The sequence below is a fragment of the Methylobacterium carpenticola genome (assembly GCF_042748905.1).
Lineage (GTDB): Bacteria > Pseudomonadota > Alphaproteobacteria > Rhizobiales > Beijerinckiaceae > Methylobacterium > Methylobacterium carpenticola.
Genome location: NZ_JBHZEO010000001.1, coordinates 4818877 through 4844573 on the forward strand (window position 1 = coordinate 4818877; position 25697 = coordinate 4844573).

General features: G+C 68.7%; 19 protein-coding genes and 2 pseudogenes. 16 read left to right on the forward strand and 5 right to left on the reverse strand.

Annotated features, from left to right (window positions below):
• Window positions 1–205: 205 nt before the first annotated feature.
• The gene (locus tag ACE101_RS22305; protein WP_379134245.1) at window positions 206–1486 is read left to right on the forward strand and encodes a polysaccharide biosynthesis/export family protein; all 1281 of its coding nucleotides are present in this window, start codon (window positions 206–208) and stop codon (window positions 1484–1486) included.
• Window positions 1487–1659: 173 nt separating this feature from the next.
• On the opposite strand, the pseudogene ACE101_RS22310 reads toward ACE101_RS22305, so the two are convergent.
• From ACE101_RS22310 to ACE101_RS22320, 3 genes and pseudogenes are all read right to left on the reverse strand, one after another.
• Window positions 1660–2196: pseudogene (locus ACE101_RS22310) on the reverse strand (IS630 family transposase); the annotation flags it as partial.
• Between the two features lie 17 nt (window positions 2197–2213).
• The gene (locus tag ACE101_RS22315; protein ID WP_379126108.1) at window positions 2214–2633 is read right to left on the reverse strand and encodes a winged helix-turn-helix domain-containing protein; all 420 of its coding nucleotides are present in this window, start codon (window positions 2631–2633) and stop codon (window positions 2214–2216) included.
• 430 nt (window positions 2634–3063) lie between these two features.
• Window positions 3064–3876 carry a class I SAM-dependent methyltransferase gene (locus ACE101_RS22320; protein WP_379134247.1) on the reverse strand — a complete coding sequence of 271 codons (813 nt, stop codon included), beginning with the start codon at window positions 3874–3876 and terminating at the stop codon, window positions 3064–3066.
• 1161 nt (window positions 3877–5037) lie between these two features.
• On the opposite strand from ACE101_RS22320, the gene ACE101_RS22325 reads away from it, so the two are divergent.
• The 6 genes and pseudogenes from ACE101_RS22325 to ACE101_RS22350 all read left to right on the forward strand — a co-directional run bounded on the left by ACE101_RS22325 (window position 5038) and on the right by ACE101_RS22350 (window position 10640).
• Window positions 5038–5715 (forward strand): exopolysaccharide biosynthesis polyprenyl glycosylphosphotransferase, encoded by a 678-nt coding sequence (locus ACE101_RS22325; protein ID WP_379134249.1) that lies wholly within the window; start codon window positions 5038–5040, stop codon window positions 5713–5715.
• Between the two features lie 189 nt (window positions 5716–5904).
• Window positions 5905–6123 (forward strand): annotated as a pseudogene (locus ACE101_RS22330) (phosphomannomutase/phosphoglucomutase); the annotation flags it as partial.
• A 273-nt stretch (window positions 6124–6396) separates the two neighbouring features.
• On the forward strand, window positions 6397–7839 hold the full coding sequence (locus tag ACE101_RS22335; RefSeq protein ID WP_379134251.1) for a mannose-1-phosphate guanylyltransferase/mannose-6-phosphate isomerase: 1443 nt from the start codon (window positions 6397–6399) through the stop codon (window positions 7837–7839).
• Window positions 7840–8254: 415 nt separating this feature from the next.
• On the forward strand, window positions 8255–8461 hold the full coding sequence (locus ACE101_RS22340) for a hypothetical protein (protein ID WP_379134253.1): 207 nt from the start codon (window positions 8255–8257) through the stop codon (window positions 8459–8461).
• A 297-nt stretch (window positions 8462–8758) separates the two neighbouring features.
• Window positions 8759–9406 (forward strand): class I SAM-dependent methyltransferase, encoded by a 648-nt coding sequence (locus tag ACE101_RS22345; RefSeq protein WP_379134256.1) that lies wholly within the window; start codon window positions 8759–8761, stop codon window positions 9404–9406.
• A gap of 19 nt (window positions 9407–9425) precedes the next feature.
• Window positions 9426–10640 (forward strand): glycosyltransferase, encoded by a 1215-nt coding sequence (locus ACE101_RS22350; protein ID WP_379134257.1) that lies wholly within the window; start codon window positions 9426–9428, stop codon window positions 10638–10640.
• Between the two features lie 44 nt (window positions 10641–10684).
• On the opposite strand, the gene ACE101_RS22355 is transcribed toward ACE101_RS22350, so the two are convergent.
• A complete protein-coding gene (locus ACE101_RS22355) occupies window positions 10685–11137 on the reverse strand; it encodes a hypothetical protein (RefSeq protein ID WP_379134260.1) in 453 nt (150 codons plus the stop codon).
• Between the two features lie 201 nt (window positions 11138–11338).
• On the opposite strand from ACE101_RS22355, the gene ACE101_RS22360 reads away from it, so the two are divergent.
• A complete protein-coding gene (locus tag ACE101_RS22360; protein WP_379134262.1) occupies window positions 11339–11614 on the forward strand; it encodes a hypothetical protein in 276 nt (91 codons plus the stop codon).
• Between the two features lie 168 nt (window positions 11615–11782).
• Here the strand turns inward: ACE101_RS22360 and ACE101_RS22365 are convergent, their stop codons facing one another.
• Window positions 11783–12157: a hypothetical protein gene (locus ACE101_RS22365; protein WP_379134264.1), complete on the reverse strand. Its 375-nt coding sequence runs from the start codon at window positions 12155–12157 to the stop codon at window positions 11783–11785.
• Window positions 12158–12563: 406 nt separating this feature from the next.
• Between ACE101_RS22365 and ACE101_RS22370 the strand changes: the two genes are divergently transcribed.
• The 8 genes from ACE101_RS22370 to ACE101_RS22405 all read left to right on the forward strand — a co-directional run bounded on the left by ACE101_RS22370 (window position 12564) and on the right by ACE101_RS22405 (window position 25510).
• Window positions 12564–14027, forward strand: coding sequence for a UbiA family prenyltransferase (locus ACE101_RS22370; protein WP_379134266.1), 1464 nt, complete (start codon window positions 12564–12566; stop codon window positions 14025–14027).
• Window positions 14028–14104: 77 nt separating this feature from the next.
• Window positions 14105–15178 carry a hypothetical protein gene (locus tag ACE101_RS22375; protein ID WP_379134268.1) on the forward strand — a complete coding sequence of 358 codons (1074 nt, stop codon included), beginning with the start codon at window positions 14105–14107 and terminating at the stop codon, window positions 15176–15178.
• A 627-nt stretch (window positions 15179–15805) separates the two neighbouring features.
• On the forward strand, window positions 15806–16549 hold the full coding sequence (locus tag ACE101_RS22380) for a Crp/Fnr family transcriptional regulator (protein WP_379134271.1): 744 nt from the start codon (window positions 15806–15808) through the stop codon (window positions 16547–16549).
• 842 nt (window positions 16550–17391) lie between these two features.
• Complete coding sequence (locus ACE101_RS22385) at window positions 17392–18168, forward strand: response regulator transcription factor (protein ID WP_379134274.1); 777 nt, start codon at window positions 17392–17394, stop codon at window positions 18166–18168.
• A gap of 355 nt (window positions 18169–18523) precedes the next feature.
• Window positions 18524–20839 carry a GumC family protein gene (locus tag ACE101_RS22390; RefSeq protein WP_379134276.1) on the forward strand — a complete coding sequence of 772 codons (2316 nt, stop codon included), beginning with the start codon at window positions 18524–18526 and terminating at the stop codon, window positions 20837–20839.
• A 49-nt stretch (window positions 20840–20888) separates the two neighbouring features.
• On the forward strand, window positions 20889–21911 hold the full coding sequence (locus ACE101_RS22395; RefSeq protein ID WP_379134278.1) for an NAD-dependent epimerase/dehydratase family protein: 1023 nt from the start codon (window positions 20889–20891) through the stop codon (window positions 21909–21911).
• 49 nt (window positions 21912–21960) lie between these two features.
• The gene (locus ACE101_RS22400; protein WP_379134281.1) at window positions 21961–24201 is read left to right on the forward strand and encodes an NAD-dependent epimerase/dehydratase family protein; all 2241 of its coding nucleotides are present in this window, start codon (window positions 21961–21963) and stop codon (window positions 24199–24201) included.
• Complete coding sequence (locus tag ACE101_RS22405) at window positions 24191–25510, forward strand: MATE family efflux transporter (protein ID WP_379134284.1); 1320 nt, start codon at window positions 24191–24193, stop codon at window positions 25508–25510. The genes ACE101_RS22400 and ACE101_RS22405 overlap by 11 nt, the downstream gene beginning before the upstream one ends.
• Window positions 25511–25697 lie beyond the last annotated feature (187 nt).

The following is a 25697-nucleotide window of genomic DNA, read 5'->3' on the forward strand; positions in this document are numbered from 1 at the left end:
ATCGTGCGTCGGGCCGGCGGCCTCCCGGGTCTGGACAAGGAAAAACGACTTGACGTACTGGACAGCGACGAATCCGCTTTCTCCCGCCGACATCTCGCGGAAGCAGCGGCAAGCAGTTCCGAGCCATCCTCGGCATCCTCCCGGGCAGGTACATTGCTCCGTTCCTGCGCGGGCCCGCCAATACCGCCCTCGTGTCGAGTTGCCCGTGACGATCCGAGCCTTCATCCTCCGAACCTTCGCGTGCCTGGTCTGTGCGCTTGTGCTGGGCGCACTCTGTGCTCTCCCCGCCAAGGCCGCTGATTCCTACAAGCTTGCGGTCGGCGACACGGTGCTCTTGAGCATCGCCGGCCTCAACGTTGAACGTCGAATGACGATCGGCGTCGATGGCATGGTCAACGTCCCGCTCATCGGTGAAGTCAAGGCGGACGGCAAAACCATCTCTGAGCTCCTGGAAGCGATCAAGAAGGACTTGCCGTCCAAATCCTATACCTTGCGCACGCCCGATGGCCGGGACGCGGTGACGATCATCGCGCCGGACGAGATCGGCCTCTCCGTCGCCGAGTACCGGCCCGTCTACGTCACCGGCGATGTGGTGCGGCCAGGTGAGGTAGCCTACAAGCCGGGCATGACACTGCGCCAAGCCGTGTCCCTCGCCGGTGGCTATGACATCGTGCGATTCCGCATCGAGAACCCCGCCTTCGCCACCTACGATCTGCTCGCCGAATACCGCCAGGTCTGGCTCGATCGCGCCCGAACCGCCGCCCGGATCGCATGGCTTGCTTCGGCACTCGGGCAGACCAATCAGGCACACGCCCTTCCCATCGGCCGGGACCTGCTTTCCGACAAGATCAAGGCCGAAGCCGCACGGGCGGAAACGGACGTCTTGGAATCCAAGGCGGCGAACTTCCGCACTGCGCGCGAGAACGCACAGCGCAATCTCACCAGCGCCGGCGAGTACGTTCGGGTCCTTGAGCAGCAACTCAAGACCGAGGAGGAATCGGCGAAGGTCGATGCGGAGGAGTCTGACCGGATCGCCGATCTGTTCCGTCGCGGCACCGTGCCGGCGACCCGCCTCGCCGAAGCGCGCCGCCTGACGCTTCTCTCTGCCACGCGCGTCCTTCAGGTCGCCTCGCAACTCGAGATGGCGCGGCGCACCCGCCTCGACAGTGAGCGGGACCTGCGCAAGCTCGACGAAGACCGACGCACCGAACTTCTGACGGCCATGCAGGAGAATCAAAGCGAACTCCGGCGCGCAGCCCCCCATATCGACGCGGTTTGGGAGAAGCTGCGCTACATCACGGCGTTGCGCTCACAACTCGTCGAGGGCGGCTCAGGTGGTGAGCGGCAGATCTCCCTGGTGCGCCGGACCGAAGGCAAGGTCCGGACCTCCGCCGCGGAGGAGGACGTATCGCTGGAACCGGGCGACGTCGTCGAGGTACGCCTGCGCATCGACTATGAAGCGGGCATGCCTTTCAGCGCAAACTAAGCAGATTTGGCAAAAGTGGTCACCGGTTTGCGATAGAAACCGGCGACATATCAGAAACCTAGGCAGACTTGCGCCGGCTCGCCAATGCAAGTCTGCTTAGAGTACGCCCTGCCGGAGCGGACACCATTTCGGTGTCAGGACGTGCAACGGAACAAGGACTGATACCGCCGCGCTTATGAACTGATCTGTTTCAGGTAGGGGTAGGCGCAGAGGGACTTGATGCGGCCGGTCTCTGCCGCGAGCGCAGTCCAGGCCCGGCAGCACGCCTCGACGACGGCCTCGTCGTCGGCGAGGAGCCGATGGGAGAGGTAGCGCTCGCGCAGGTAGAGCCAGACACGCTCGACCGGGTTCAGCTCGGGACTGTAGGGCGGCAGCGGCACGAGGGTGAGGTTGGGCGGGAGCGTCACCGCGCGCGGATCGTGCCAGCCCGCACCGTCCCGCACCATCACAGCGTGGGTGTCGGCTGGGATGCTGGCCGCAAAGTCGGCCAGGAAGCGATCCATGGCCTGGGTGCAGACCCGCGGCAGCACGAGGGCGAACTCCTCGCCTGTGGCGGGCCACACGGCTGCGAAGATGTAGGCTGAGGCGAAGCGCTTGTCGCACAGCCCTGGTGGGCGTTGGCCGCGCACCCACCAGCGATGGCCGGTCCGGCCCTTCTGGCCCACGCGCGCCTCGTCCATGAACCAGAGCGCGATCGTCTTGTCCGGATGGGCTTGGGCCGCCGCCGCTACGGCGGTGCGAAGCCCCCTTTGGCGAAAGCGGCCGCCGCACGGGCGTTCCGCTTCGGGTGAACGGGCCTGGCCTTCTGCTTCGACAGCCCGAGCCGACGCACGACCCGCGACATGGATTGCGGGCACATCGTCTTGTCGAACCGCTCCTCGATGAAACGGCAGAGGTCCGGCAGCGTCCAACTCGACGGCTCCCCTTGCTCGGGATCTGGCCCAACCAGGATCCGATGCACCAGAACTGCTTGCTCACCCTCGCTGAGGATCTCTCGCCTGTGGCCGTGCGGACGATCCACCAGCCCGGCCAGCCCCTCGGCATTGAACCGGATCACCGCATCGCGCAGAGCTTGGCGCTCCATCCCGGCCGCCCGCGCCGCCTCGGCGCGGCTCATGCCTTCCAGCGCATTGGCGATCGCCAGCATCCGCTGCGCTGTCGAACGGCGAGGCTCTTTCCTGGCCCGCCGCCTCAACTCAGTCGGCGTCGCGACATCCTCCCGGATTGGCAAACCGCGTCCCATTCCGACCTCCCGCTTAGGCAGGAGCCAATTGAATCAGCTGCTTCGTTCCCGGGGAACACCCAGCCGAGTCACCTCAATCGCGCGCCGGTATGAGAGCCGCGCCCGATGGCAATCCGATCGGGCGTGGCCTTAGGCGTCCCTCGCTTTTTCGATGCCCATCGTGCGGATTATCACTCTAGAATATTCGTTGAGTGATATGGTTTCCGCAACGCCAAGCGGGCGATCGGAAATCGCACTGATCGGAATCACCCCGGTTGGGACATTGGCCGGCGAGAAAAGCGGTTGATGTCCGAGCGGAGCTGATTGATCTACGCCGGTGCGTCATCGCGAACGATCAGCACTCAACTTCGGCACCATAGTCCGGAATGGTGATCCTTACCTTTGCATCAGCGCCGGGCTTTGCGGGGCGCATGACCGTGTTGACGGATTGATAGACGACGACGCTGTCGTGGCTATTGCTGAAGGGGGCTGTTGCCTTCTCCGCCGGGTCGAAATCGAGCTTCTCAGCAAAGAAACGCTGGAATTGCGGGCAGGAATCGAACAGATGAACCTGCGCAGGGTTGTAGTATATGATAAATATCTTTAATTCTGGCCTTGCCAAAATCTGATCGCAGACTGCATTGATGAAGATATTTGTCAAATTTCCCTTGAAAGGATTATATAGAAAGAAGATTAAATTATCCATTTCAGAAAGATCGATCTTGGTGGCGTCTCCGTTGACGACCTTGATAACAGGACGCTGCGGGTATAGCCTTTCAATTATCTCTGAATTATTTCTAGCGATTGTACAGATATCGGTATCGTATTCAACGCCGATGATTGACTTGAACGGAAATTCCGTTGCCACTGCCAGCGCCCGGCCGAGCCCGCAACCGACATCGATGAAGGTGAAATCATCTACATCGCCAATCATATTGATTGACGTTCGTATGATGCTCGGCTGGGACCCGACATAGCCCAGGCACGAGAAATACATGTCCCACCGATCAGGCCTGAATAGGCTCAACGCATTGAGCTTGGAGAATTGCTTGGATGTCTCGATTCCCAATTGCCGATCGATCGGGTGGGGCAACCATTTTCCATGAGATTTTTGCCGGAAAGCGATATTGACGAGGCGAAAAAATTGCCTTGCTCCTGACCCGCTCATAATCGGTGCCCATGATTCGAAGAGGAATGCCGAACAGCGACGACCTCTAAAGGTAGATGGCACGATGCCACGAACACGCACAAGGATGGGAGGACGAGAACAGGCTTCATGAGTGAATCAGGGAAGATGCCGCAATATGCAGCGCCTGCTTCCAGCCGTGCATTATCCGAGACTCTGCGGGCATGCGCCAAGTCGATGCAATTGATTCACCAGGACAAGATCGCTCGAACGACGCGTAGCAGGATCGCAGCCGAGCGGGCACTTCTTCGCAAGCTGGACGGCAGAAGGATCGGGCGGCGCGGCGGGCAGAGAGAAAGGCGCGAGCAGATGGATGATCGGGCGCAGATCCGGGCATCAGGGGCAGCCACTGCTCCCCACGCCGACGCCACTCGAAGCGCTGGATGAGGCAGCGAGGACAAGAGCGTGGGATGGGCGGAGCGAGCAATCCGCCGTGTTCGATCACGGCACAACGTCTCGGGTCCGAGCGAGGCACAACCATCCCGGCGCGAGACATCGACATTCTTGCGGCATATCACCTCACTGGGATGATCTCGGCGGAGGAGCCGGACAGGATCGGATCGGCACTCCTCGGGTGGCGGCGAAGCGCCAATCAACTCGGTACACGGGCGGCATCGCCGCGGGCCACGCGACACCTTGCAGACGGTCGCCGTCGAAAAGGTGAGGCCGGATTCGGCGGGTGCAACATAAATCGGCGAGAAGAGCCTGCGAACTATGCGCGAGGAAGGGATCGCACTCCCGTGGACAGGCCGATGAGCCCGATCGACCGCATGGCGCTCGGTCGGCGGACGAAGCAAAATGCAGCGCCATTTCGACTGCCGACATGGCTATGTCGGTCCCAGATAAGTCCGGAGAGGGATAGATGCGGTGGCATTATGCGCCTCCTGCCGCCGCGCGGGCCCGAGATCGCTCGGCCAAGCCGACAGTTGAACCGTCAATCAACGCTGCTTTGCTCAATTTGACTTACAGGGCAGGCATAAATATTTCAATATTACACTGCGATGAATCGGCTTACAGGAGATCAATTTACATTGCGACAATGCTTAACATATGCCCGGGTTGTTTTGACTAAAATTGGCCTGTTTGTTGCACTGCGGCGAGGGATGGGTTAATGAGCCACGAAGTTCGTCGAGGTGGAGCGTCATGGAAGCCGCGAGCAACGACTTCGATCAGACCGCGAGCGCTGGGCAGGTTCTCGATCTCGAGTACACGCTCGCTCGTCGTGTCCCACTCCCCAGTTTTGTCCCATCCCTCGATCCGGTTTTGGCGCTTGTCGCGCTGATATTGCTTGCTCCTTTGCTGACGTTGGTCGCGATAGCCATTCGCGTGGACAGCGAAGGACCTGTTTTCTTCCGCCAGACCCGCACAGGTCTGAATGGGAGAAGATTTCAGATCTACAAGTTCCGTTCGATGCGAGTGCAAGAGAACGGGCCGGTTGTGCAGCAAGCCACCAGAGGCGATCTACGCGTCACCCGAGTCGGCCGCATCCTGCGCAAGACCAGCCTGGACGAGCTGCCACAGCTCTTGAACGTCCTGCGCGGCGAGATGGCTCTCGTCGGTCCTCGCCCTCACGCGCTGGCCCATGATGAATACTACGGCCAGCGTATCCCGTCCTACACGCGACGTTTCGCGGTCAAGCCGGGCTTGACGGGCTGGGCGCAGATCAATGGCTCACGGGGAGAGACGCCGACCCTGGCGCACATGAAGCGGAGGATCGAGCTTGACCTCTGGTACATCGAGCGCCGCAGCCTCGGACTGGATCTCGTGATCCTGCTTCGAACGGTGCTGACCGAGGTGACCGGCCGGACGAATGCGTATTAGTCGGTGAGGGGTTCCGGCGGGGTGCGTCTCGCGCACGGAATCGAAAATGCCCGCCTCTGGCATGTGGTTTCTGCTTCAGGTGCCTGACCGTGCGACTTTCGCTCCGCCAGGGATGCGAAGGAGCACTGCGGCACCAATTGGCGAGAACGCTTCCCAAACCGCACCCGTCCCTGGCTCCAAACAAATGCGCCGATCTGGGGAGCGAAGATCGCAAGCCTCGTGAGGGTGAACGGGGTGGTGAGCGCGACGGAGGACGGGACCTGGGGTCTGGTGCGGGCCTCCTCGAACAAGCCGGAGCTGGTGACGGAGAATCCGGTCTCGAAGGAACGGCTACGGGCGATGTTCGCCAGGCTCGACGGGGTGCTGCGCGAGACCCCCGAGGCCGGCGCCCGCAACCAGACCATCTAAGTATCATTCGCTGACGTGGTCATTGATCCGGCAGTGAGAATGGCTAAAAAAATATGCAGAATAGCCTTGCGCAGTTCCGCCTAGGCGCCTGCGTTTCGGCCATCCTTCGAGTTGCCGAGCGGCATCCCTCTCCAGTGAAAGGGGTGCTGCTTACGATACTTGATGACGCCGCAGGCTTGTGAGCGGCGCCATCTGCGATACACAGCCGAGATTGGCTGATTCCTCCCGAGGACGAGCCGAGGCCGGCTTTCTGCCTGAGATGATGGAGACACCATGGGCGATCGCATCCACCCCGTGATCCTGTGCGGCGGATCGGGCACCCGGCTGTGGCCCGCCTCGCGCGAGAGCAATCCCAAGCAGTTCATCCCCCTCGCGGACGCCAACACATCCTCCTTCCAGGCCACGGCGTTGCGCCTGCGCGACGCCGATGTCTTCGCCCGCCCCACCGTCATCACCGCCCAGGACGCCCGCTTCATCGTCGGCGAGCAGCTCGCCGCCCTCGGCATCGCCGCCGACATCCTGCTCGAGCCCCAGCGCCGGGACTCCGCGGCCGCCGTCGCGGTGGCCGCCCTCAACGCTGCCAGCCACGACCCGGGCGCTCTCGTGCTCATCCTGGCCGCCGATCACATGATCGGCGACACCCCTGCCTTCGTGGCCGCCGCCCGCAGCGCCGCGACCGCGGCCCGCGACGGCCACATCATGACGCTCGGCATTACCCCGACCGGACCGGCCACCGCCTACGGCTACATCCAGCCCGGCGAGTCGCTCCCCGGAGAGGCCGGCGCCGTGGGCGCCCGCGCCATCGCCCGCTTCCTCGAAAAGCCCGATGCCGGCCGCGCCGCTGGCCTGATCGCCGAGGGGGCGCTGTGGAACAGCGGGTACTTCCTGTTCCGCGCCGACGTGATGATCGAGGAGCTGCGCACCTTCGCGCCCGCCGTGCTGGAGGCCGCTCAGGCCGCACTGGAGGAGGCCACCACCGACCTCGACTTCGTGCGCCTCGCCCCCGCCGCCTTCGCGCGCGCGCCGCAGATCTCGATCGACTACGCGGTGATGGAGAAGACCCGGCGCTCGGGCGTGCTGCCGGTGCGGTTCCCGTGGTCGGACATCGGCACCTGGGGGGCGCTGTGGGAGGTGCTGGAGCGGGACACCGACGGCAACGCCCTGCGCGGGCGGGTGGCGGTGCGCGACACCCGCAACAGCCTGGTACACAGCCCGGCGGAGATCCTGACCACGGTGGTCGGGCTCGACGATGTGGTGGTGGTGACGACGGCGGACGCGGTGCTGGTGACCACACGGGCGGGCGGAGCCGCGGTGAAGGGTCTGGTGGAGGATCTGCGGGCGCGGGGGGAGCCGGAAGCGGATGCGCACCGGCTGATGTACCGGCCGTGGGGCTCGTACCAGCGGATCGACATTGGCGATCGCTTTCAGGTGAAGCGGATCACGGTGAAGCCGGGGGCGCGGCTGTCGCTGCAGAAGCACTATCACCGGGCGGAGCACTGGGTGGTGGTGCGGGGCACGGCGGAGGTGACGGTGGACGATCGGGTGGCGCTGGTGCACGAGAACGAGGCGATCTACCTGCCGATCGGCTGCACGCATCGTCTGGTCAATCCGGGCAAGATCCCGCTGGAACTGATCGAGGTGCAGGTGGGCAGCTACACGGGCGAGGACGACATCATTCGCATCGAGGATGTCTATGGCCGCAGCGACGCAGCCTGACGGCATGAGGCAGCTCTGCTGAACGCCCTCTTCCTGCATCATCCTCTCGCCGAAGCGGTCATCGGGTCGGCGAGACGATGCGCGGAGCGCTCGCCGCCAAAATGGTTTCCGGTTCGGTGAGAGTGCGTTGAACCGGATTGCGAGAGCCGCTCCTGATCGACGGGTGTGCGCGCGTACGGGACCGTGCGGCTTGTCATCGCCGCTCGGCTTGCCGTATTGAGCATGGCAGATCGCGGAGGCCATCAGGCGCCGATCCCCCGCTCGACTTGAATGCGAAGCGCCGGCCTGAAAATGTCAGAGGGACCTGGGACGGCGTCTGATCTGGAGGCATCGCCCGGCGCCGCGGACAGCCTCGTCGCGGCGCGGCGGCTCAGGCCTGCAAGTGAGCGCACAGCGCTCAATCGAGAGGCACATCTTGCTCCTGCAGCTCATCGGGGTGGCACTGGGCGTGATCGTCGGATTGCCGATCGCGCTGTTCGGCTTCATGCGGCTCGAGGAGCGGCCGGGCCGGCTGAGCTGGGCCATCTTCGCCGTCGGGGTGGCGATCACCCTCGGACCCGCGACCGTGACCGCCCTCTCGCACTACCAGCAATCCGGGAGCGGGCGCTACGTGGGGCACTGAACGGAGGACGTGGCCCTGTTTCGGGCACGGGCCTCCACGCGCCGCTGCGAGCCCATCACGGGCGGATCAATCCGAGGCAGCCGTCGCGCCAGCGCGGCAGGTTGGCTGCAACGGCATGAGATCATGGGCATATCCGGGAACCGGCGCGACTGTTCGCAAGCTCCCGGGCGGGATCGACCAGCATGCCGGCCGCGTTACGCCGGGCGCGAGCGTCCCGCCACGCTGGCCGCCACCGCGGACCTATGCTAGCTGGACGATCGATTCGCGACAGATCCTGAAGCCGATACGAGCACGACTTTGACAACGTTTCCCCCGCGGCGAGTGCCGCACAAGCGCGTGCTCAACACGGGCAGTGGCCCCTACGACCGCGGGAAGCTGCATCCCGCCTTTCACGGCGGCAACTGGAACGAGATCCGCCTGGATATCGACGCCCGCGTCGCCCCGGACCTCGTCGGCTCCGTCACGGATATGCGCGCCTTCGCACCCGATGCGAGCTTCGATGCGATCTGGTCGTCGCACAACGTCGAGCATCTCCATGCCCACGAGGTGCTGCCGACCTTCCGGGAATTCGTCCGCGTCCTGAGGCCGGACGGCTTCGCGCTCATCACCTGTCCGGATCTGCAGGCGGTCGCGCAGCTCGTGGCGGAGGGAAAGATGGACCAGACGGTCTACGTCTCCCCCGCCGGTCCGATCACCCCGCTCGACATGATGTTCGGCCACATCGCCTCGATCGCGGCCGGCAACCACTTCATGGCCCACAATACCGGCTTCACCGCCGAGCGGCTGGGCCGGACCGGGCTCGATGCGGGCTTCCACGAGGTGCGCATCGGCAAGGGCCGGTTCTACGACATCTGGGCGCTCGCGCTGATGCCAGCGGCCGATCTCGGACAGATCGCTCCGCTGTTCCGCGAGACGGATCAGTTCGATCTGATGCGGTGGCGCTGAGGCGCCGCGGCTGGCGGAGATGCGCTTCCTCTTCGTTCACAACAACTTTCCGGCGCAGTTCCGGTTTCTGGCGGAGCACCTCGCCCGCGATCCGCAGCATCGCGTCGCCGCGATCGGCACGACGACCGCCCGAGACCTGCCCGGCATCCGGGTCGAACGCTACGCCTTCGAGGATATCGGCCACGCGGAGGTCCACCCCTTCGCCCGCCGCTTCGACCGCGAGGCCCGCCGGGCCGAGCAGGTGCTCTACGCCCTCAACGCCCTCGATGCGGCCGGCTTCATTCCCGACGTCATCGTCGCCCATAGCGGCTGGGGCGAGACGCTGCCGTTGCGCGCGAAGTATCCGAATGCTCGGATCGTCGTCTATTGCGAGTTCTTCTACCGGGACCGGGGCGGGGACGTCCATTTCGACCCGGAATTCCCGCTCCTCGGCGTCGACGGGCTGACGCATCTGCGGGCCAAGAACGCCGCGCAGCTGCTGGCCCTGGTCGACAGCGACCTCGGCCTGTCGCCGACGCCGTGGCAGCGCTCCACCTATCCGGCCGAATTCCAGCCGAAGATCGCGGTCGCCCATGAAGGGGTCGATCCGCTGACCGTACGCCCGGACCCCGCCGCCACGTTCCGCCTGCCGAACGGCCAGGTTCTGCCGGCAGGTGCCGAGGTGCTCACCTATCTCGCGCGCAACCTCGAACCGATGCGCGGCATCCACATCTTCCTGCGCGCGCTGCCGGCGATCCTGGCGGCGCGGCCCTCGGCCCAGGTCGTGATCGCGGGCGGCGACGGCACCTCCTACGGGGCGACGGCATCGGACGGACGCTCATGGAAGGACACCTTCCTCGGCGAGGTCCGGCACCGCCTCGACCTGCGCCGGGTGCATTTCGTGGGCCCCCTGCCCTACGCCGAGTACCTGCGGCTGCTGCAGGTCTCTCGCGCGCACGTCTATCTCACCTACCCGTTCGTCCTGTCGTGGTCCCTGGTGGAGGCGCTGTGCGCCGGCTGTCTCGTGATCGGCTCTGACACGGCGCCGCTGCACGATGCCATCGAGCACGGCCGCAACGGCCTCCTCGTGCCGTTCTTCGACACCGACCGCTTGGCACGCACGGTGACCTCGGCCCTGGCCCATCCCGAGCATTATCACTGGATGAGGCAGGAGGCGCGGGCCTCGGCGATCGCCCGCTTCGACCGGCGAAAGGCGCTCGGCGCCCAGCTCGCCGCCGTGCTGCCCCGGGGCTGAGACCCGGCCGGCGGAACTCGGCCCCGCGCCGGCCCGAGGCGGGCCTATTCCCCGTGCAGCTTCGAGGCCTTGAAGACGCGGACGCGACGGCGGCCCGCGCCGGGCATGTCGTCAAGCAGGGGAGTCGCGGGGATCGCGCGCGTGGCCCAGGCGATGCCGGTCGTCTCGTGCACCGGCTGAGGCGCCGGCGGAGCCGCCGGCCGCGCGCGGTTCCGGCTCGCCAGATCGGCGAGCTCGCGGGCACCGACGAATTGCCAGTCCTGATCGTAGACCCAGACGCCGTCGGCACCCATCGTGCGCCGCGCCTGGGCGAGGCCGACCGCCTCGTCCGGCGATGCCATGCGCGTGTAGATGTGCACGTCACCGAACTGGGCCACAACCTTCAACGACATCAATCCCGTCTCCCCGGCGGATCCGCTCCGCGCGATCATCCGCACATGCCCGCGCGAGATGGCGAGCGCATGGCAGGTCGACGCCGCGGCCGCGCGTGGCGACATTGGAGCATTCGCGTCGGGGCCTCAAGCGCTCGCGCGGCCGAACGGCCCGCAGCCGCCTGCGGTCACCGCGCCGAAGGGGTATCGCCCCGCAGCTCCGTGGTTGCGCCCCAATACCCGGGTAGGATGTCGGGTCTCCGGTCGGGCGGGCGGCACGCCCCGCCCGCGGAGGTCGACGCTTCGAAGCCGGAGGACCCTGCCTGCATGGCCATCTATCTCGTCAGCTTCGACCTTCGCACCGTCTCGCACGATTACGAGCATCTCTACCGGGCGCTGGTGGAGATGAGCGGCAAGGAGAGCCATCCGACGGCGTGGCTGGTGGAATCGAACCTGCCGCTCCGCGAGATCAGCTCGCAGCTCCTCGGCTACGTGACGCGGGAGGACGGGCTGCTCGTCGTGGAGATCACGCCGGCCACGCCCTGGGCGGCGACGCGGCTCAAAGGCGGAACCGGCGAATGGCTCAAGGCGAAGCGGCCGTGACCCCCGCCGGCGCGACGCCCCGGGGTCGCTTCGGCCTTGCCGGACCGCCCTCGGAGCCGGGCCGGTCTAACCGTCATTCGCCGAACCGGCATCCACCGATTCTGCTTCGCTTCCCGATGGGTTGCAGGTTTTCGTTGCAAAACCGGCGACCACGCTTGCGAAACCCGCTCAGAAGGTGACCGGCGGGAAGATGATGTTCACGTTGCTGAGCCACGTGCGCAACGCCAGCGCGCGGTGCTTGGCCTGCGTCACGTTGAAGTAGTTCTCGGCGAGTTCGACGACGGCATTGCTGCCGCGGAACTTGTCGGGATGGCGATCGACGAAATCCTGGACCTGTGCGGCGGACTGAGCCCCCTGGCAGAACAGGTAGGTCAAGGCGTGATCGGATTCGAAGCGCGACACGACCAGGAAGATCTTGATGTCGCCGGTCGCCTGCCACTCGGCGGGACGGCTGACCGACCGGCTCCGGGCGGGCTCGAGACCGCCATCACCGCCGACGCGGAAGATCATGACGTCCGATTCACGTCCGTTTCCGCTGCTCATCGCTCTGCTCCCGTCCTGCTCCGGCTGACGCGGATCGCTCACCGCACCGGTTTGCCCCTTCGGTGACACGCCCCGCGGGATCCGCGTGGCAGCCGGGGCGGACCGGTTGCACGCGCTCCGCCACTCTCCGAATCGGCGATACGCGAACGGCGCGGGCGGGCCAAGATCCGATGAGGCCGCGCCCCGTCTTCCCGGCCGCGGCGCGGCGCCCGGAGCACGGCCGGCCCGGCGGCGATTCCGGATGAGAGCTCGGGGCCGGGACGGATCAGGGTTTGCGGCCCGCACACCCTCCGCCCTCGCGCGTACCTCGAAAGATCTCGTTCCGCGGAAGGCCCGCTCTGGCACTGTCGTGCCGATGTGGGATTGCCCGCCAGCGGAGGTGAGAATGGCCGAAGCCCAGTCGCTGATGGCTGAATCCACAGACGTCGACCGCCGGACGGCCCCGGCGGCACCGCTCGTGGTCGATCTGGACGGCACGCTTCTGCGCACGAACATCCTGTTCGAGTGCGCTCTGGCGTTCCTGCGGCGCAATCCGCTGGGCGTATTCTCGATCCTCTACTGGCTGATGCAGGGCCGCGCGCGACTCAAGCAGGAACTCGCCCGGCGGGTCCTGCTCGATCCGAAGCTGCTGCCGCTGAACGAGGCGTTCTACACCTACCTCGCCGGCGAGCGCGCCCGCGGGCGCAAGACCTATCTCGCGACGGCGGCGGACGGCACCATGGCCCGGGCGGTGGCGGAGTGCTACGGCCCCTTCGACGGGGTGCTCGCCAGCGACGGCGTGATCAACCTGAAGGGCCGGCACAAGGCCGAGGCCCTGGCGCGCGCCTTTCCGAACGGCTTCGCCTATGCGGGCGACAGCCGCGCCGACTACCCGATCTGGTCGCTCGCCGACGAGGTCATCGCGGTCGGCGGCGCCCGCTTCACCGGGGCCGCCTCCCAGCGCCTCGGCAAGTCGGTGATGCGCTTCCCCACGCCCGCGATGCTGCCGGCCCTGCTCGAATGCGCCCGGCCGCACCAATGGGCGAAGAACGCGCTCGTGGTGGCACCGGCCGTGCTCGGCGGCGTCGCCACCGATCCGTCGCGGATGCTGCACGTCCTCGTCGCCTGCGCGGCCCTCTGCGTCGTCGCCTCCTCCACCTACATCATCAACGACCTCTGGGACGTCTCCGACGACCGCCGCCACTGGTCGAAGTGCCGGCGCCCCATCGCCAGCGGGCGCCTGCCGGTAGCCGCGGCGGCCGGGTTCGTGCCCTTCGGCCTCGGCCTGGGCTTCGCGCTCGGCGCGCTCGTGGGCCCGGCCGTGGTCGCGGCGCTGCTCGGCTACACCGTGCTCACGGTGGCCTATTCGCTCTCGCTCAAGCGGGTCCCGCTCCTCGACGTGCTGGTGCTCGCCGGCCTGTTCACGCTCCGGCTCATCCTCGGCACCGTGGCGGCCTCCGTGCCGCCCTCGCCCTGGCTCCTGGTCTTCTCGATGTTCCTGTTCGGCTCGCTCTGCTTTGCCAAGCGCTACATCGAGGTGGAGCGCTGGCGCGAGCGCGGCGAGGGCAAGGTCACGAGCCGGGGATACGAGACCGGTGACGGGCCGCTGCTGCTCGCCCTCGGCATCGGCACCGGGATCGCCAGCACGGTCACCATCGTCCTGTACGTGATCTTCGACGCCTTCCGGCACGATCTCTACGGCAACGCGGATTGGCTGTGGGCCTTCCCGGTCATCCTGTTCCTGTGGTTCTCGCGCATCTGGCTCGCCGCCTCGCGCCGGCAGCTCGACGACGATCCGGTCGCCTTCGCGCTGAACGACGCGCCCAGCATCATGCTCGGGGCCGCGCTGCTCGGTGCCTTCGTCCTCGCCTGGGCGGGAGTCCTCGCGTGACGGCCCCGGGCGCCGACACCGGGGCAGCGCCCGTCCGGCAGGCATCGGGGGGATTTCGCAGGAGGTCACGGCAAGCCATGCTGCTTCGATCGCTCACGCCCGAACTCGCCCTGTCCGGAGCGGCGGCCGGCGACCTCTCCGGCCTCCGCCCTCCCGCCCCCGCCGGCCGCAGCACCTCCGGCGGGGAGGCCGCGAATTGGGCCGAGGCATTCCGGCAGGAATATCCGGATCTCTTCGATGCGGGGCAGCCCCCGGCACCGCCCAGGCGATCCGGCCCGGGGCGCAGCATCGGCCTTGCCGTCGCGCTCCTTCTCGGAACGGCCCTCGGCGCCCTCGGCACGGCCGCCTTCCGCTCTCCCCTGCCGGCGCGGGCCGGCACCAACGAGGCGGCCACCCGCCTGACCGAGGCCGACGCGCAGATCGCCTCCCTCTCCGCGGCGGTGAAGGCCGCCCAGGACGCGGAGGCGGCGGCCCGGATGCAGATTGCGCAGGCCGAGGCGAAGGGCCTCGAGCAGGCGCAGGCCGCACGCCATGCCGCCACGATCGACGCGGATGCGCTGCGCGAGCGCATCCGCGGCCTGGAGACCGAGGTGGCCGAGCGCGCCCGCGCCCTCGATGCCTCGGCGGCAGCCCTGGCGGCCTCGGAGACCGAAGCGGCGGGCCTGCGCCGCTCCCTCGCGGAATCCGCGACCGCGATCGCCGCCGCGGAGCAGGCCGGGACGGAGGCACGCAGCGGCCGCGCGGCGGCCGAGGCGGCCCTGGCCGAGGCGCTGCAGCGGCAGGAGGCGGCACCGTCACGGGCCGCCGCGACGGCGGAGGAGAGCGGCGGAGCCGCTGCTTCTCCGGCCGCCGCAGCCCAGGCGGATCCTTGGCCGGAGACCGCTACGCTCCTGCCTCGCTTCGTGAGCTTCCACGCGACGCAGCCCGCCGCGGGCCCACCCTTCGCGGCACCGCTCCCCTCGGTCACGGGGACCGTGGAGCCCCGTCGCCCGGATGCGCCCTCGCCGCAGGCCATTCCGGCGGTGGGCACCGCCCGTGGGGTCCCTTCGGGCCGGGCCGCGCCGCGGGGCCGGAGCGGCAGGCAGGCGGCGGAGGCGGTGCGCTCGCCCGCCGCTCGGACCACGCCGAAACCGGCAACGAGCACCGATTGACCGCGCGAGGCAGCGCTCCGTCACGCGCCGCCCTGTCCGGCCAAGATCACGGCCCATGGCCCATGGCTCAAGTCCACGTTCGCGGCCCAAGTAAAGCCTTACTAATATCCTACCGGTTAAAGGCCCTATTGGTCCGCCGGCGGACCAAGACCGGCATAATCCCGGGCGTATACCGGCGTAACGGTTATATGGTGGAACATTAACATATTTTGTGGTGCCGACAAATCACGGTCATGAATGTGCATGAATGCGCCCGAGCGAGCTGATCCCAAGAAACTCGCAGGCACATGCGGAGGAGAGGATGATCCGACCGGCATGCGCGTGACGGAACGATATTGGCACTCTGCTGATGTCGAACGTCGTGCAGCAAGAGTTCTCAGCAGCTCCGCCGTCCGGATCGTCGCCGGGTCCGGATCTGCCGTCGCGATCGACTCGACCTCCCGCCATCCTCGATCCGGACTCGAAGCGGCCCCGCACCGGAGCCGTTCCCGCCGGACCTCACCCTCGCCGAAGCCGCCCGCCGTCATGCGCGATGATCATCGGATACGGCCCCTCCGCGCGGGATCCCCCTCATGCTCGCCACCGCCCACGACCCGTTCAGGTGATGCCCAGTTGCGGAGTTGAGAGATGTACCATTGCCTCTCCAGACGGCCGGCCGCGCGCAGCCAGGCTCCCAACGGATGGTCCTACGCCCCCGCGTCCGCCGCGCCGCGTCCCCTGTCGATTCCCGCTCGCACCGACATCTCCGAGATCTGCGGCACCGAGAGCATCGTCGTCCTCAACGAGGGCATCGCGTGCCTCTACCGGCTGCTGCCGGACGGCTCGCGCCGGATCCTCTCGCTCATCCTGCCGCGGGAATTCTGCTGCGGCCATCTGCCGGACATCCGGCAGCTCGGATACGCCATCGGAACGCTGACCGCCTGCTCGATCCACCGGGTCTCGCCGTGGTCGAGCCTCCATCTGGCCGAGGGCAACCCCAAGGTCGTCGAGGCGCTGCGCTGCCATACCCTGCTCAAGATGAACATGATGCAGGAATGGCTGTGCAACACGGGGCGCGGCTCCGACAAGCAGATGGCCCACATCTTCTGCGAGTTGTTGGTGCGCCTGCAGGCGATCGGCCTCGCGGACGGCAACGGCTTCGATCTCGACATCACGCAGGCCGACTTGGCCGACATGATCGGGATCTCGCCCGTGCATGCGAACCGCGTGCTGAAACTGCTCTCGCGCAAGAAGCTGCTCGACTGGCGCAGCCGGCGCGTGGACATTCCGGACGTTCCGCGCCTCAAAGCCTTCGCGGGCTTCTCGCCGCATTATCTGGCGATCCCCTCCGCGACCGCGCTTCCCTGCTGGACGCCCCCGGACGCCGTCTGAGCGTCCCGTCGCCCCGCCTCCCGTCGATCCGCTCCCGCCCTCATCCCGAGGTTGCGGGCAGGTCCCGCGCGCCGGCCTTCCCGGCGGCCCGGAAGGCCGGCGCCCCCTGCGCAACGGCGATCTCCGCAGGGTCGAGCAAGTGACGCTGCAACCGCCGGGCAGCCGCCTCGGTTGCGGATGACTCGTCGCGAGATCTCGCGACCGATCCGAAGATCCGGAGACAATCCTCGGGTGCAATTGGCAGTCACGCCGGATGATCCTCCGCATGACGTCAGTGTCGCACCCCTTCGGTCGAGACGAGATCCGCGCACCCGAAGACCGCGCGCAGAACAGAGAACCCCGGTCGGATCATTCGATTCGCCTCATCGGCCGAACAGAATTCGGACATCCATCGCCTTCGATCCAGCATGCAGCGATAGAACTGCGACGAAACCAAACAATAACCAAACCAATTCAGATCTCCATGCCCCACACAGTGTCAGGACCTGGAGGCAGAGGCCCAGCATCACCGCCGCGCTTACCCGGGGGCGGTATCCGATCTCTCCGTATAGAATACTGAAAATCAATCACAAGTAGTATACGATGACCTTCCAAAATATAGCAACAACCGACAGGTGTGATAACGCACCAAAAGAGGCGACAGGTTAATATTGATCAATGCAGCAACTGTCGGAACGTGTACAAAATAGTCCATATTCGTACGCCAGCGTACTCTTATCCCGCCGCAGGGCGCTCAAGCATCGAGTGCGATCATGACGAATGGGCAGCAGGGCAGTCTCGATCCGCGCCATCAGGCGCACCACGAAAGATTGGGGACGGTGATCGTTGGAGGGACGGAGCTGTTGCGCGAAGGGTTGAAGCGCCTCCTCGTCCCGAAGGGCTTCAACGTGATCGCCACCGAGAACCGGCTCGGCGAGGCCGCGCGGCCCGGCGGCGCCCCGGAAACCCCCGCCATCGTGATCCTGTGCGCACAACCCAAGACTGAGCTGAGCCTCGACGAAGTGCGCGCGGCCCGCACGCAATTCCCGCACAGCGTCCTCGTCTGCCTGTGCGCGACCTCCAATGAGGCGCAGATCGTTCCGATGCTCGAGACGGGCGCCGCAGCGATCCTCACCCAGGCGACCGGGGTGAACACGCTGATCCAGGCCGCCGAGCTGGCGCTCATGGGCCACCGGGTGGTGCCCTGCCTGCCGCAGGCCGCGACGGAGACCGCGGAGGAGGAGCCGGCGGCCCCGGCCCAGGCCCCGGCCGCCTGCAACGATCCGGCCGCCGCGACGCAGTCCTTCCGCCCGTCGGCCCGCGAGGTGAAGATCATCGCCTGCCTGGTCCGCGGCGAATCGAACCGCGACATCGCCCAGCAGCTCGCCATCCCGGTCGGCCGGGTCAAGGGACACGTCAAGGCGATCCTCCGCAAGATGCGCGTGCAGAACCGCACCCAAGCCGCCATCTGGGGCATGAAGAACCGCCTTGGTTCCGAACCCGGCGCGATGGCGGACGAGGATGCCGGCTTCGACGGTTCGCTGACCGATGGCGGCCTGCCGATGATGCCCCAGGTGGGCGCCGTCGCCTCGCCCGAGATGCACGCGGCGGCCCTGATGCGGCCCGAGATCCCGCGCTGAAGGCCCCGCGCTCAGGCGGGGTCGCGCGAGGCGATCCTGCCCGGCTTCCCCGTCTCGGCCCATGCCCGCGCGGCCCGGCGGCGCGTCCGGGTCAAGCACGCATCGGTTGAACCATGAAGGCCCGATCCGGCCGCGCGGACGATCGTCCGCGCGGCCGTTTTCGTCTTTGGGCTCGGTACGGCGAAGGACGGCCCAATCGGGGTAATCCCTGTTAGCCCGTTCCAACGATCCGCCTGTCGCGGTCAGATCCATGTGCCGGGCGGCCAATCCCGAGGCCGCCCATCCCACATGCCCGATCCCGACGCGACCCTCGCCGCGCGAGGCCGCATCGGTGCGGCACGAGCGCGAGGACGGAATGAACTGTGTTCCGGATCAGCAGCCGAAGGCGGGCTCGGGCCTCAACCTACGGCAGCATTACGAGAACCAGAGCCTCGGTGCTCTGACGGCGCTGTGGCGCCATCGCCGGATGATCGGCGGCGTCATCGCCGTCGCGTCGGTCCTCGCGCTCGCCGCCTGCTTCGTCCTGCGGGACCGCTACACGGCCGAGGCGATGATCCAGGTCGATCTCGCCCGTCCGCCGGCCCTCCAGGGCGGACAGCCCGGCCAGGCCGCGCAGCCCGCCGCGAACCTCGATGCCGGCGCCCTCGTCGAGAGCGAGGCGCGGGTGATCAAGTCGCGCTCGGTCGCCCGGCGCGTGGTGGACGACCTCCACCTGCAGGACGATCCGGCCTATGCGCGCCATCCCGGCCTGGTGTCGCGGCTCGTCGCCGGCATCCAGGACGTCTTCGGCGTGCATGCGGACGCGGCGGCGGATGCGGGGTCGGTCGAGGCCGAGCGGATCGCCGGCCAGATCGCCCGCGGCCTGACGGTGACCAACGATTCGCGGGCCTACCTGATCTCGGTCGCCTACACGGCCACCAGCCCCGACAAGGCGGCCGACCTCGCCAACGCCTTCGTCGCCGCCTACCAGGGCAACCGCCTCGAAATGGCGGTGGCCGAGGCCGAGCGCGCCAGCGCCTGGCTGGAGAGCCGGATCCGCGCCACGGGCGTGGAGCTGCGACAGGCCGAGACCGCCATCGAGCAGTACCGGCAGGAGACGAATTTCGTCGAGAGCGCCTCGGGCGGGAACCTGCCGCAGCAGGAACTGCGCGACGTCCAGACCCAGCTCGTGGCCGCGGGCCAGAGCCGGCTCGCCGCCGAGGCGCGGCTGACCCGGGCCCAGGAGATCTTCGCGGCCGGCGGCGTGCCCTCGGCGCAGGACCTCACCGGCGCCCCGGTGATCCAGCGCCTCCTCGACAGCGTCGAGACCGCCAAGCGCGACCTCGCGGCGCTGAGCACGACCGGCCCGCGCCATCCCCGCTACCTCCAGGCCCAGGCGGCCCTGACCGATGCCGAGCAGCGGCTGCGCCAGGAGATCGACCGCACCATCGGCAACCTGCAGAGCGAGGTGCGCAGCGCCGCGGCGGACGAGGCCCTCCTCGCCGGACGGGTCGATTCCCTCAAGGCCTCGGTGATCGACGCCATGGGCCGCGAGGCGAAGCTGCGCAGCCTCCAGGCCAGCGCGACGGCGATCCGCGACCGGCTCAAGCTGCTCAGCGACAGCCACGCCCAGGCCCTGGCGCTCGCCGGCATGACCACCTCGAACGTGCAGGTCGTCATGCGGGCCCGGTCGGTGCCCTCACCCTCCGGGCCGAACCGCCCGCTGATCTTCGGCCTCGCCGTGCTCGGCTCGGCCGTGGCCAGCGCCGCCCTGGCGCTCCTGATCGAGCGGCGGGACACGGGCTTCCGCTCGGGCGGCGTGATGGCGGAGGAGACCGGCACCCGCTGCCTCAGCATGATCCCGGCGATCACCACGCATTCGGACGCCGCGGCGGTGCGGATGTTCGACGAATCGGTCCGGCTGGTGGCGGCTTCCCTCGGCTGGCCGCACGCGCCGGTCGCCCCCCAGGTGCTGCTCGTCACCTCCTGCGTGCCGCGGGAAGGCAAGTCGCTCCTCTGCATGGCGCTCGCCAAGCTCCTCGCCGGGCGCGGCACCCGCACCCTCGTCATCGACACGGCGGGAACGCGGGCGGGCGAGCCGGACGGACCCACGCTCGAGAGCGTGCTCGCCGGCGACCATCGGGACTTCCTCGACAGCCTGCGCGACCGGCCGGTCGGGCTGCTGCGGACCGGCACCGGCCCGGACGGGGGCGACCACCTCCTCGGCGAGGCCTTCGAGACCTTCCTGGCAGCCGCCCGCGAGAGCTTCGACGTGGTGCTGATCGAGGCCCCGCCCGCGATGCTGGTGGTGGACGTCGCCCCCCTGGCGCGCCTGTCGGACGCGGTGATCCTGGCCGTGCGCTGGAACCGGACGCCCCGCCGCACGGTCCTGGCGACCCTGCAGCGGCTTCAGGATCTCTCGATCCGGATCCGCGGCCTCGTGCTCACGCAGGTGGATCTCGACGAGCACCGGCACGAGCGCTTCGCCGACCAGTGCGCCCACTACACCGCCTACCGGCCCTTCTTCGAGACCTGCGCGGCGCCGCCCCGCAGCGGCCGGGGCCGCAGCGCCGGCATGCCGCCGGCGATCCGGGCGCCCGAGGAGCGGCCCGCCATCGCCCAACCCGCCGAGGAGCGGCCCGCCGGCTTCGTCATGACGCCGTCGCCCACCCCGGATGCCGGCGCCGCCTGAGGCGCCGCCCCCCGAACCCCGCACGGGATCGCACAAGGAGAGGCTTCCAATGAGGATCATGGTGATCGGCGGGAACGGGTTCGTCGGCCGGCCGCTGTCGCGCCTTCTCAGCACGGAGCACGAGGTCTGCGTGCTCGACACCCTGCGCTACGGCGCCCTGCGCTTCACGGGCGAGGAACTCTCCCGCCTGAAGGTGGTGCTCGGGGACATCAACGACCCGGACGAGGTCGGCGCCGCGATCGCCGCCTTCCGCCCCGAAGCGATCGTCCACCTGGCGGCGATCCACTACATCCCGGAATGCGAGCAGGATCCGGGTCTGGCCGCGCGGGTCAACGTCGCGGGCACCGTCAACCTGCTCACGGCCTGCCCGCCCGGCTGCCGCTTCGTCTTCGCGAGCAGCGGCGCCGTCTACAAGGCGGACGAGCGTCCGCACGGCGAGGTCGAATCCATCGTCGAGCCGAGCGACATCTACGGCTTCACCAAGCTGCACGGGGAGCACTACGTCCGCTACATGGCGGCCCTGCGCGGCTTCCCGGCGGTGGTGGTGCGCCTCTTCAACGTGATCGGGCCGGGCGAGACCAACCCGCACCTGATGCCCGAGATCGTGGCCCAGCTGAAAGCCGGGTACAGCCGCATCGCGCTCGGCAACCTGACGCCGAAGCGCGACTACATCCATGTCGAGGACGCGGCCCGCGGTTTCCGGGCGGCGGCGCTCGCGGGCGAGGTCGCTCCGGGCGACTGCGTCACCGTCAATCTCGGCACCTCCCACGCCTACTCGGTCGAGGAGGTGCTTGGGCGGCTGCGGCGCATCTCCGGGCTCGACTTCGCGGTGGCCTCGGACCCGGCCCGCATCCGCGCGGTCGACCGGCCGGTCCTCGCCGCGGATATCGGGCGCATCAAGGCGCGGTTCGGCTGGGAGCCGGCCTGGTCGATCGACGCGGCCCTCGCCGATCTCTGGGAGCGGCCCGACCTCTCGACGCATCTCACCACGAAGTACCGGCTCGACGCCGAGCCCGTCCCCCTTCCGCGCGCGGCCCCGCTTCCCGGCATCGCCGCCGCGGCGGCGCCCTGACCCCCCTCCCCGCCTCGGACCCTCCAAAGACCTGAAAGGCCCCACTTCCATGCCTCAGCGTTCCCCATCCGATACGCCCCGCCTCGCCATCATCGGCTGCGGTGCCGTGGTCGAGCATCACCTGCTCCCCGCGCTGCGCCGCCAGGGCTGGGCGCCGGAGGTGCTGATCGACCGCTCGCCCGCGCGCCTCGCCCTGCTCGCCGGCCGCACGGGGCGCAAGCGCTCCGCCGTCGTCATCGCGTCCGACTGGCGGGAGGTCGCCGACCGCTTCGACGCCGCGGTGGTGGCGACCCCGCACACCACGCACGGCCCCCTCGGCCTCGCGCTCCTGGAGGCGGGCAAGCACGTCTTCATGGAGAAGCCGCTCGCCACCACGAGCGCGCAGGGCACCGCGATGATCGCCGCCGCCGAGGCGCAGAAGCGCGTCCTCACGGTCGGCCTCCTGCGGCGCTACCTGACCATCGCCCGCTGGACGAAGGCGCTGATCGCCTCGGGGCGGCTCGGCACGATCCGCCGGGTCGAGGCCCGCGAGGGCTTCGTGTTCAACTGGGCGACGAGTTCCGACGCGCTCCTGCGGCGCGATCTCTCGGGCGGCGGCGTGCTGATGGACACGGGCGCCCACACCCTCGACCTCCTGGGATACTGGCTCGGCGACTTCACCCCGATCGCCTATCAGGATGACGGCGAGGGCGGCGTCGAGGCCGACTGCATCCTCGATTTCGCGCTGCCCGGCGGCGGCCGCGGCCGACTCGAGCTGAGCCGCACCCGGGAGCTCAGCAATACGGCGCGCATCGAGGGCACGGACGGCTTCGTCGAGGTGGCCCTCTACCGCAACGAGGTGCTGGCGGGCTCCGAATCCGTCCTCGCCTTCGAGCACGAGGGCGTGACGCCCGCCACCATGAAGCCGCAGCTCTTCCCGGCCCTGTTCGACGGCGAGATGCGGGACTTCCTCGCCAGCGTGCGCGGGCCGGACCGGCCCTCGCTGCCGGCGGTGGCGGGCCTGCGCTCGGTGCGCTGGATCGAGAGCTGCTACGCCATGCGCCAGCCCCTCGAGCGGCCGTGGGACGCGGTGTCCGCCACGCCCGTCGGCGCGATCGGCCCGGGCACCCGGGTGGCGGTGACCGGGGCGAGCGGCTTCATCGGCGGCCGCCTCGTCGAGCGGCTGGTGCGGGCGGGGGCCGACGTCACCTGTCTCATCCGCGAGATCGGCACCTCCACCCGCCTCGCGCGGCTGCCGGTGCGGCTCCTGCGCACGGATCTCGCCGATGCGACGCAGGTCGAGGCGGGGCTCAAGGGCGCGGAGGTGGTCTTCCACTGCGCCTACGATCCGCGCTCGCGCAAGCAGAACCTCGACGGCACCCGCAACATCGTGCAGGCCTGCTCGGCGCAGAGCGTGAAGCGGCTCGTCTACGTGAGCACCTTCTCGGTCTACGAGCCCTTCCCGGACGGGCCGCTCACCGAGGAGACCCGCAACGGCGATCCCTCCTGGATCTACGTGCGCGACAAGCTCGCCATGGAGACCGAGGTGCTCACCGCCGCCCGCGAGCGGGGCCTCGCCGCCACCGTGGTGCAGCCCACCATCGTGTACGGCCCGTTCTGCAAGCCGTGGACGAACGCCCCGGCCGAGATGCTGATCACCGGCGAGGTCGTGCTGCCGAGCAAGGGCGAGGGCGTGTGCAGCGCGGTCTTCATCGACGACCTCGTCGACGGGATGCTGCTCGCCGCCACGCGCCAGGAGGCGATCGGCGAGCGCTTCATCCTGTCGGGGCCGGACGACGTCACCTGGGCGACCTTCTACGGCGAATTCGCCCGGGCGCTCGGGGTGCGCCAGCCGGCCTTCTGGCCGCTCGACCAGGTGGGGCGCGCCAATCACGGGCTGATGCGCGACATCAAGCTCGTGGCGCGCAACCCCAAGCGCATCATGCAGATCATCGTGCGCTGGCAGCCGGCGCGGCAGGTGCTCCAGGCGGGGCTCGACGCCATGCCCAAGCCCCTGCGGGCCCTCGTCGACCGCTACTATTTCGGCACCGGCGGCCGGGTCTTCGGCGAGGTCTTCGTGCCCGATCCGCAGAAGACCGCCCTCTACCTCACCAAGGGAGCGGCGGAGATCGGCAAGGCGCAGCGCCTGCTCGGCTACGCTCCGCGCCACAGCTTCGCGGCCGGCATGCAGGCGACGCGTCCCTACCTCGAATGGGCCTTCGCCGACCTGCGGCGGGCGGCCCAGCGCGCCGCCGGCCCCTCCGAGCCGCCGCCCGCGCCGATCGCACCCGGGATCGCCGATGCCCGCTGAGCCGGTCTCCGGAACGGATCTCCTGGGGCCCGGGGCCGCCGCGAGCGGCGGCCTCCGGCACCGGGCCAGGGCCGCCCTCGCGCAGGCGGGGCGGCTGGGCTGGCCGCTCGTCGATCAGGGCATCGCGAGCGTCGGCACCTTCGCGCTCACCGTCACCCTCGCCCGGGTCCTCGACCCGGGCGAGTACGGGGCCTTCGCCCTGCTCCTCGGCGGGCTGATGACCCTCCACATGGTCACCTCGTCGCTGGTGTTCTATCCGCTCTCGATCCGCATCGCCGCGGAGGGCGGCACCACCGCGTCCCGGCACGACGGCCTCGTCCCGGCGGGCCTCCTCCTCCTCGCCGTGCTGCTGCTGCCGGCGCTCCTCGCCGTCGCCCTCGGCCTCGCCCTCGTCGGGCGCCCCGACCTCATCCTCCCGGCCTCGGCCTATTTCATCCTCTGGCAGGTGCAGGAGGCGCTCCGGCGGCTGCTCTTCGCGCAGTTCCGCTTCGCCGCGGCCGTCCCGGGGGACGTGGTGAGCTATCTCGGGCAGGTCGCGGTGGTGGTGGCCCTCGCCCAGACCGGCCGGCTGTCGCTGGCGAGCGCGCTCCTCGCGATGGCGGCGACCTCCGGCATCGCGGCGATCCACCAAGCCATCCTGTCGGGGGCGCTGGCGCCCGTGCGGGTGCGGCGCTCCCTGCGGGCCACCGCCCGGGACTTCTGGGCCCTGGGCGGCTGGTCGCTCGCCAACAACCTGCTGGCGATCCTGCGCATCCAGCTCCTGCTCTGGGGGCTCGCGGCGCTGGCCGGGGCGGGCATCGCCGCCTTCCTGCAGGCGGGCCTGAATCTCGTGAACCTGATGAACCCGCTGGTGATCGGGCTGTGCAACATCATCCCGCAGACGGCGGCGCGCGCCCATGGCCGAGGCAAGGCGCAGGCGTGGCGCGCGGCACGGCCCATCGCCCTCGCCGGGGCCCCGGTCGCCCTCGTGTTCTTCCTCGCCCTGGCCCTCGCCCCGGACCTCCTGCTGAGCCTCGTCTACGGCGCCGAGTCGCCCTACCGGGCCCTCGCTACCCCGGTGCGGCTCCTCGCCCTGTGGGCCCTCACGGCCTACGTCACCGACATGATCTGCTCGTACTTCCACGGGGTCGAGGCGGCCCGGCTGGCGCTGATCATCAACGCGGTCGGCACGGCCGCGACCCTCGTGGCAGCCGTGCCCCTGGTGGCGGGCCTCGGCCTCGTCGGTGCCTGCATCGCCCTCTGCATCGCCGGGATCGTCCGGGTCGTGCTGGCGTGGCGCCTGCTCGGCCGGCTCATCGCCGAGGATTGACACGGTGTCCGGACGATCACGACCGGATCACCGGCCCGCGCGGCGCGGAGCCTTGCTCCGCGCACGCCTCAGCGAATCCGGCCTCCCGGGCGAGCGCTCGCCCGGGAGGCCTTGTCATACGGTTTCCGGATGATCGCTTCGCGATGCGGAAACCGGCCTCGCTCAGGCGCCGCGCGGGCTCGTGATA

What these genes read in the sequence shown, in the direction of transcription:
- ACE101_RS22315 (WP_379126108.1), bottom strand. Translation starts at nt 2,633, where the DNA reads ATGCTGGCGATCGCCAATGCGCTGGAAGGCATGAGCCGCGCCGAGGCG.
- ACE101_RS22320 (WP_379134247.1), bottom strand. Translation starts at nt 3,876, where the DNA reads ATGAGCGGGTCAGGAGCAAGGCAATTTTTTCGCCTCGTCAATATCGCT.
- ACE101_RS22325 (WP_379134249.1), top strand. Translation starts at nt 5,038, where the DNA reads ATGGAAGCCGCGAGCAACGACTTCGATCAGACCGCGAGCGCTGGGCAG.
- ACE101_RS22335 (WP_379134251.1), top strand. Translation starts at nt 6,397, where the DNA reads ATGGGCGATCGCATCCACCCCGTGATCCTGTGCGGCGGATCGGGCACC.
- ACE101_RS22350 (WP_379134257.1), top strand. Translation starts at nt 9,426, where the DNA reads ATGCGCTTCCTCTTCGTTCACAACAACTTTCCGGCGCAGTTCCGGTTT.
- ACE101_RS22355 (WP_379134260.1), bottom strand. Translation starts at nt 11,137, where the DNA reads ATGTCGCCACGCGCGGCCGCGGCGTCGACCTGCCATGCGCTCGCCATC.
- ACE101_RS22360 (WP_379134262.1), top strand. Translation starts at nt 11,339, where the DNA reads ATGGCCATCTATCTCGTCAGCTTCGACCTTCGCACCGTCTCGCACGAT.
- ACE101_RS22365 (WP_379134264.1), bottom strand. Translation starts at nt 12,157, where the DNA reads ATGAGCAGCGGAAACGGACGTGAATCGGACGTCATGATCTTCCGCGTC.
- ACE101_RS22370 (WP_379134266.1), top strand. Translation starts at nt 12,564, where the DNA reads ATGGCTGAATCCACAGACGTCGACCGCCGGACGGCCCCGGCGGCACCG.
- ACE101_RS22375 (WP_379134268.1), top strand. Translation starts at nt 14,105, where the DNA reads ATGCTGCTTCGATCGCTCACGCCCGAACTCGCCCTGTCCGGAGCGGCG.
- ACE101_RS22380 (WP_379134271.1), top strand. Translation starts at nt 15,806, where the DNA reads ATGTACCATTGCCTCTCCAGACGGCCGGCCGCGCGCAGCCAGGCTCCC.
- ACE101_RS22390 (WP_379134276.1), top strand. Translation starts at nt 18,524, where the DNA reads ATGAACTGTGTTCCGGATCAGCAGCCGAAGGCGGGCTCGGGCCTCAAC.
- ACE101_RS22395 (WP_379134278.1), top strand. Translation starts at nt 20,889, where the DNA reads ATGAGGATCATGGTGATCGGCGGGAACGGGTTCGTCGGCCGGCCGCTG.
- ACE101_RS22400 (WP_379134281.1), top strand. Translation starts at nt 21,961, where the DNA reads ATGCCTCAGCGTTCCCCATCCGATACGCCCCGCCTCGCCATCATCGGC.
- ACE101_RS22405 (WP_379134284.1), top strand. Translation starts at nt 24,191, where the DNA reads ATGCCCGCTGAGCCGGTCTCCGGAACGGATCTCCTGGGGCCCGGGGCC.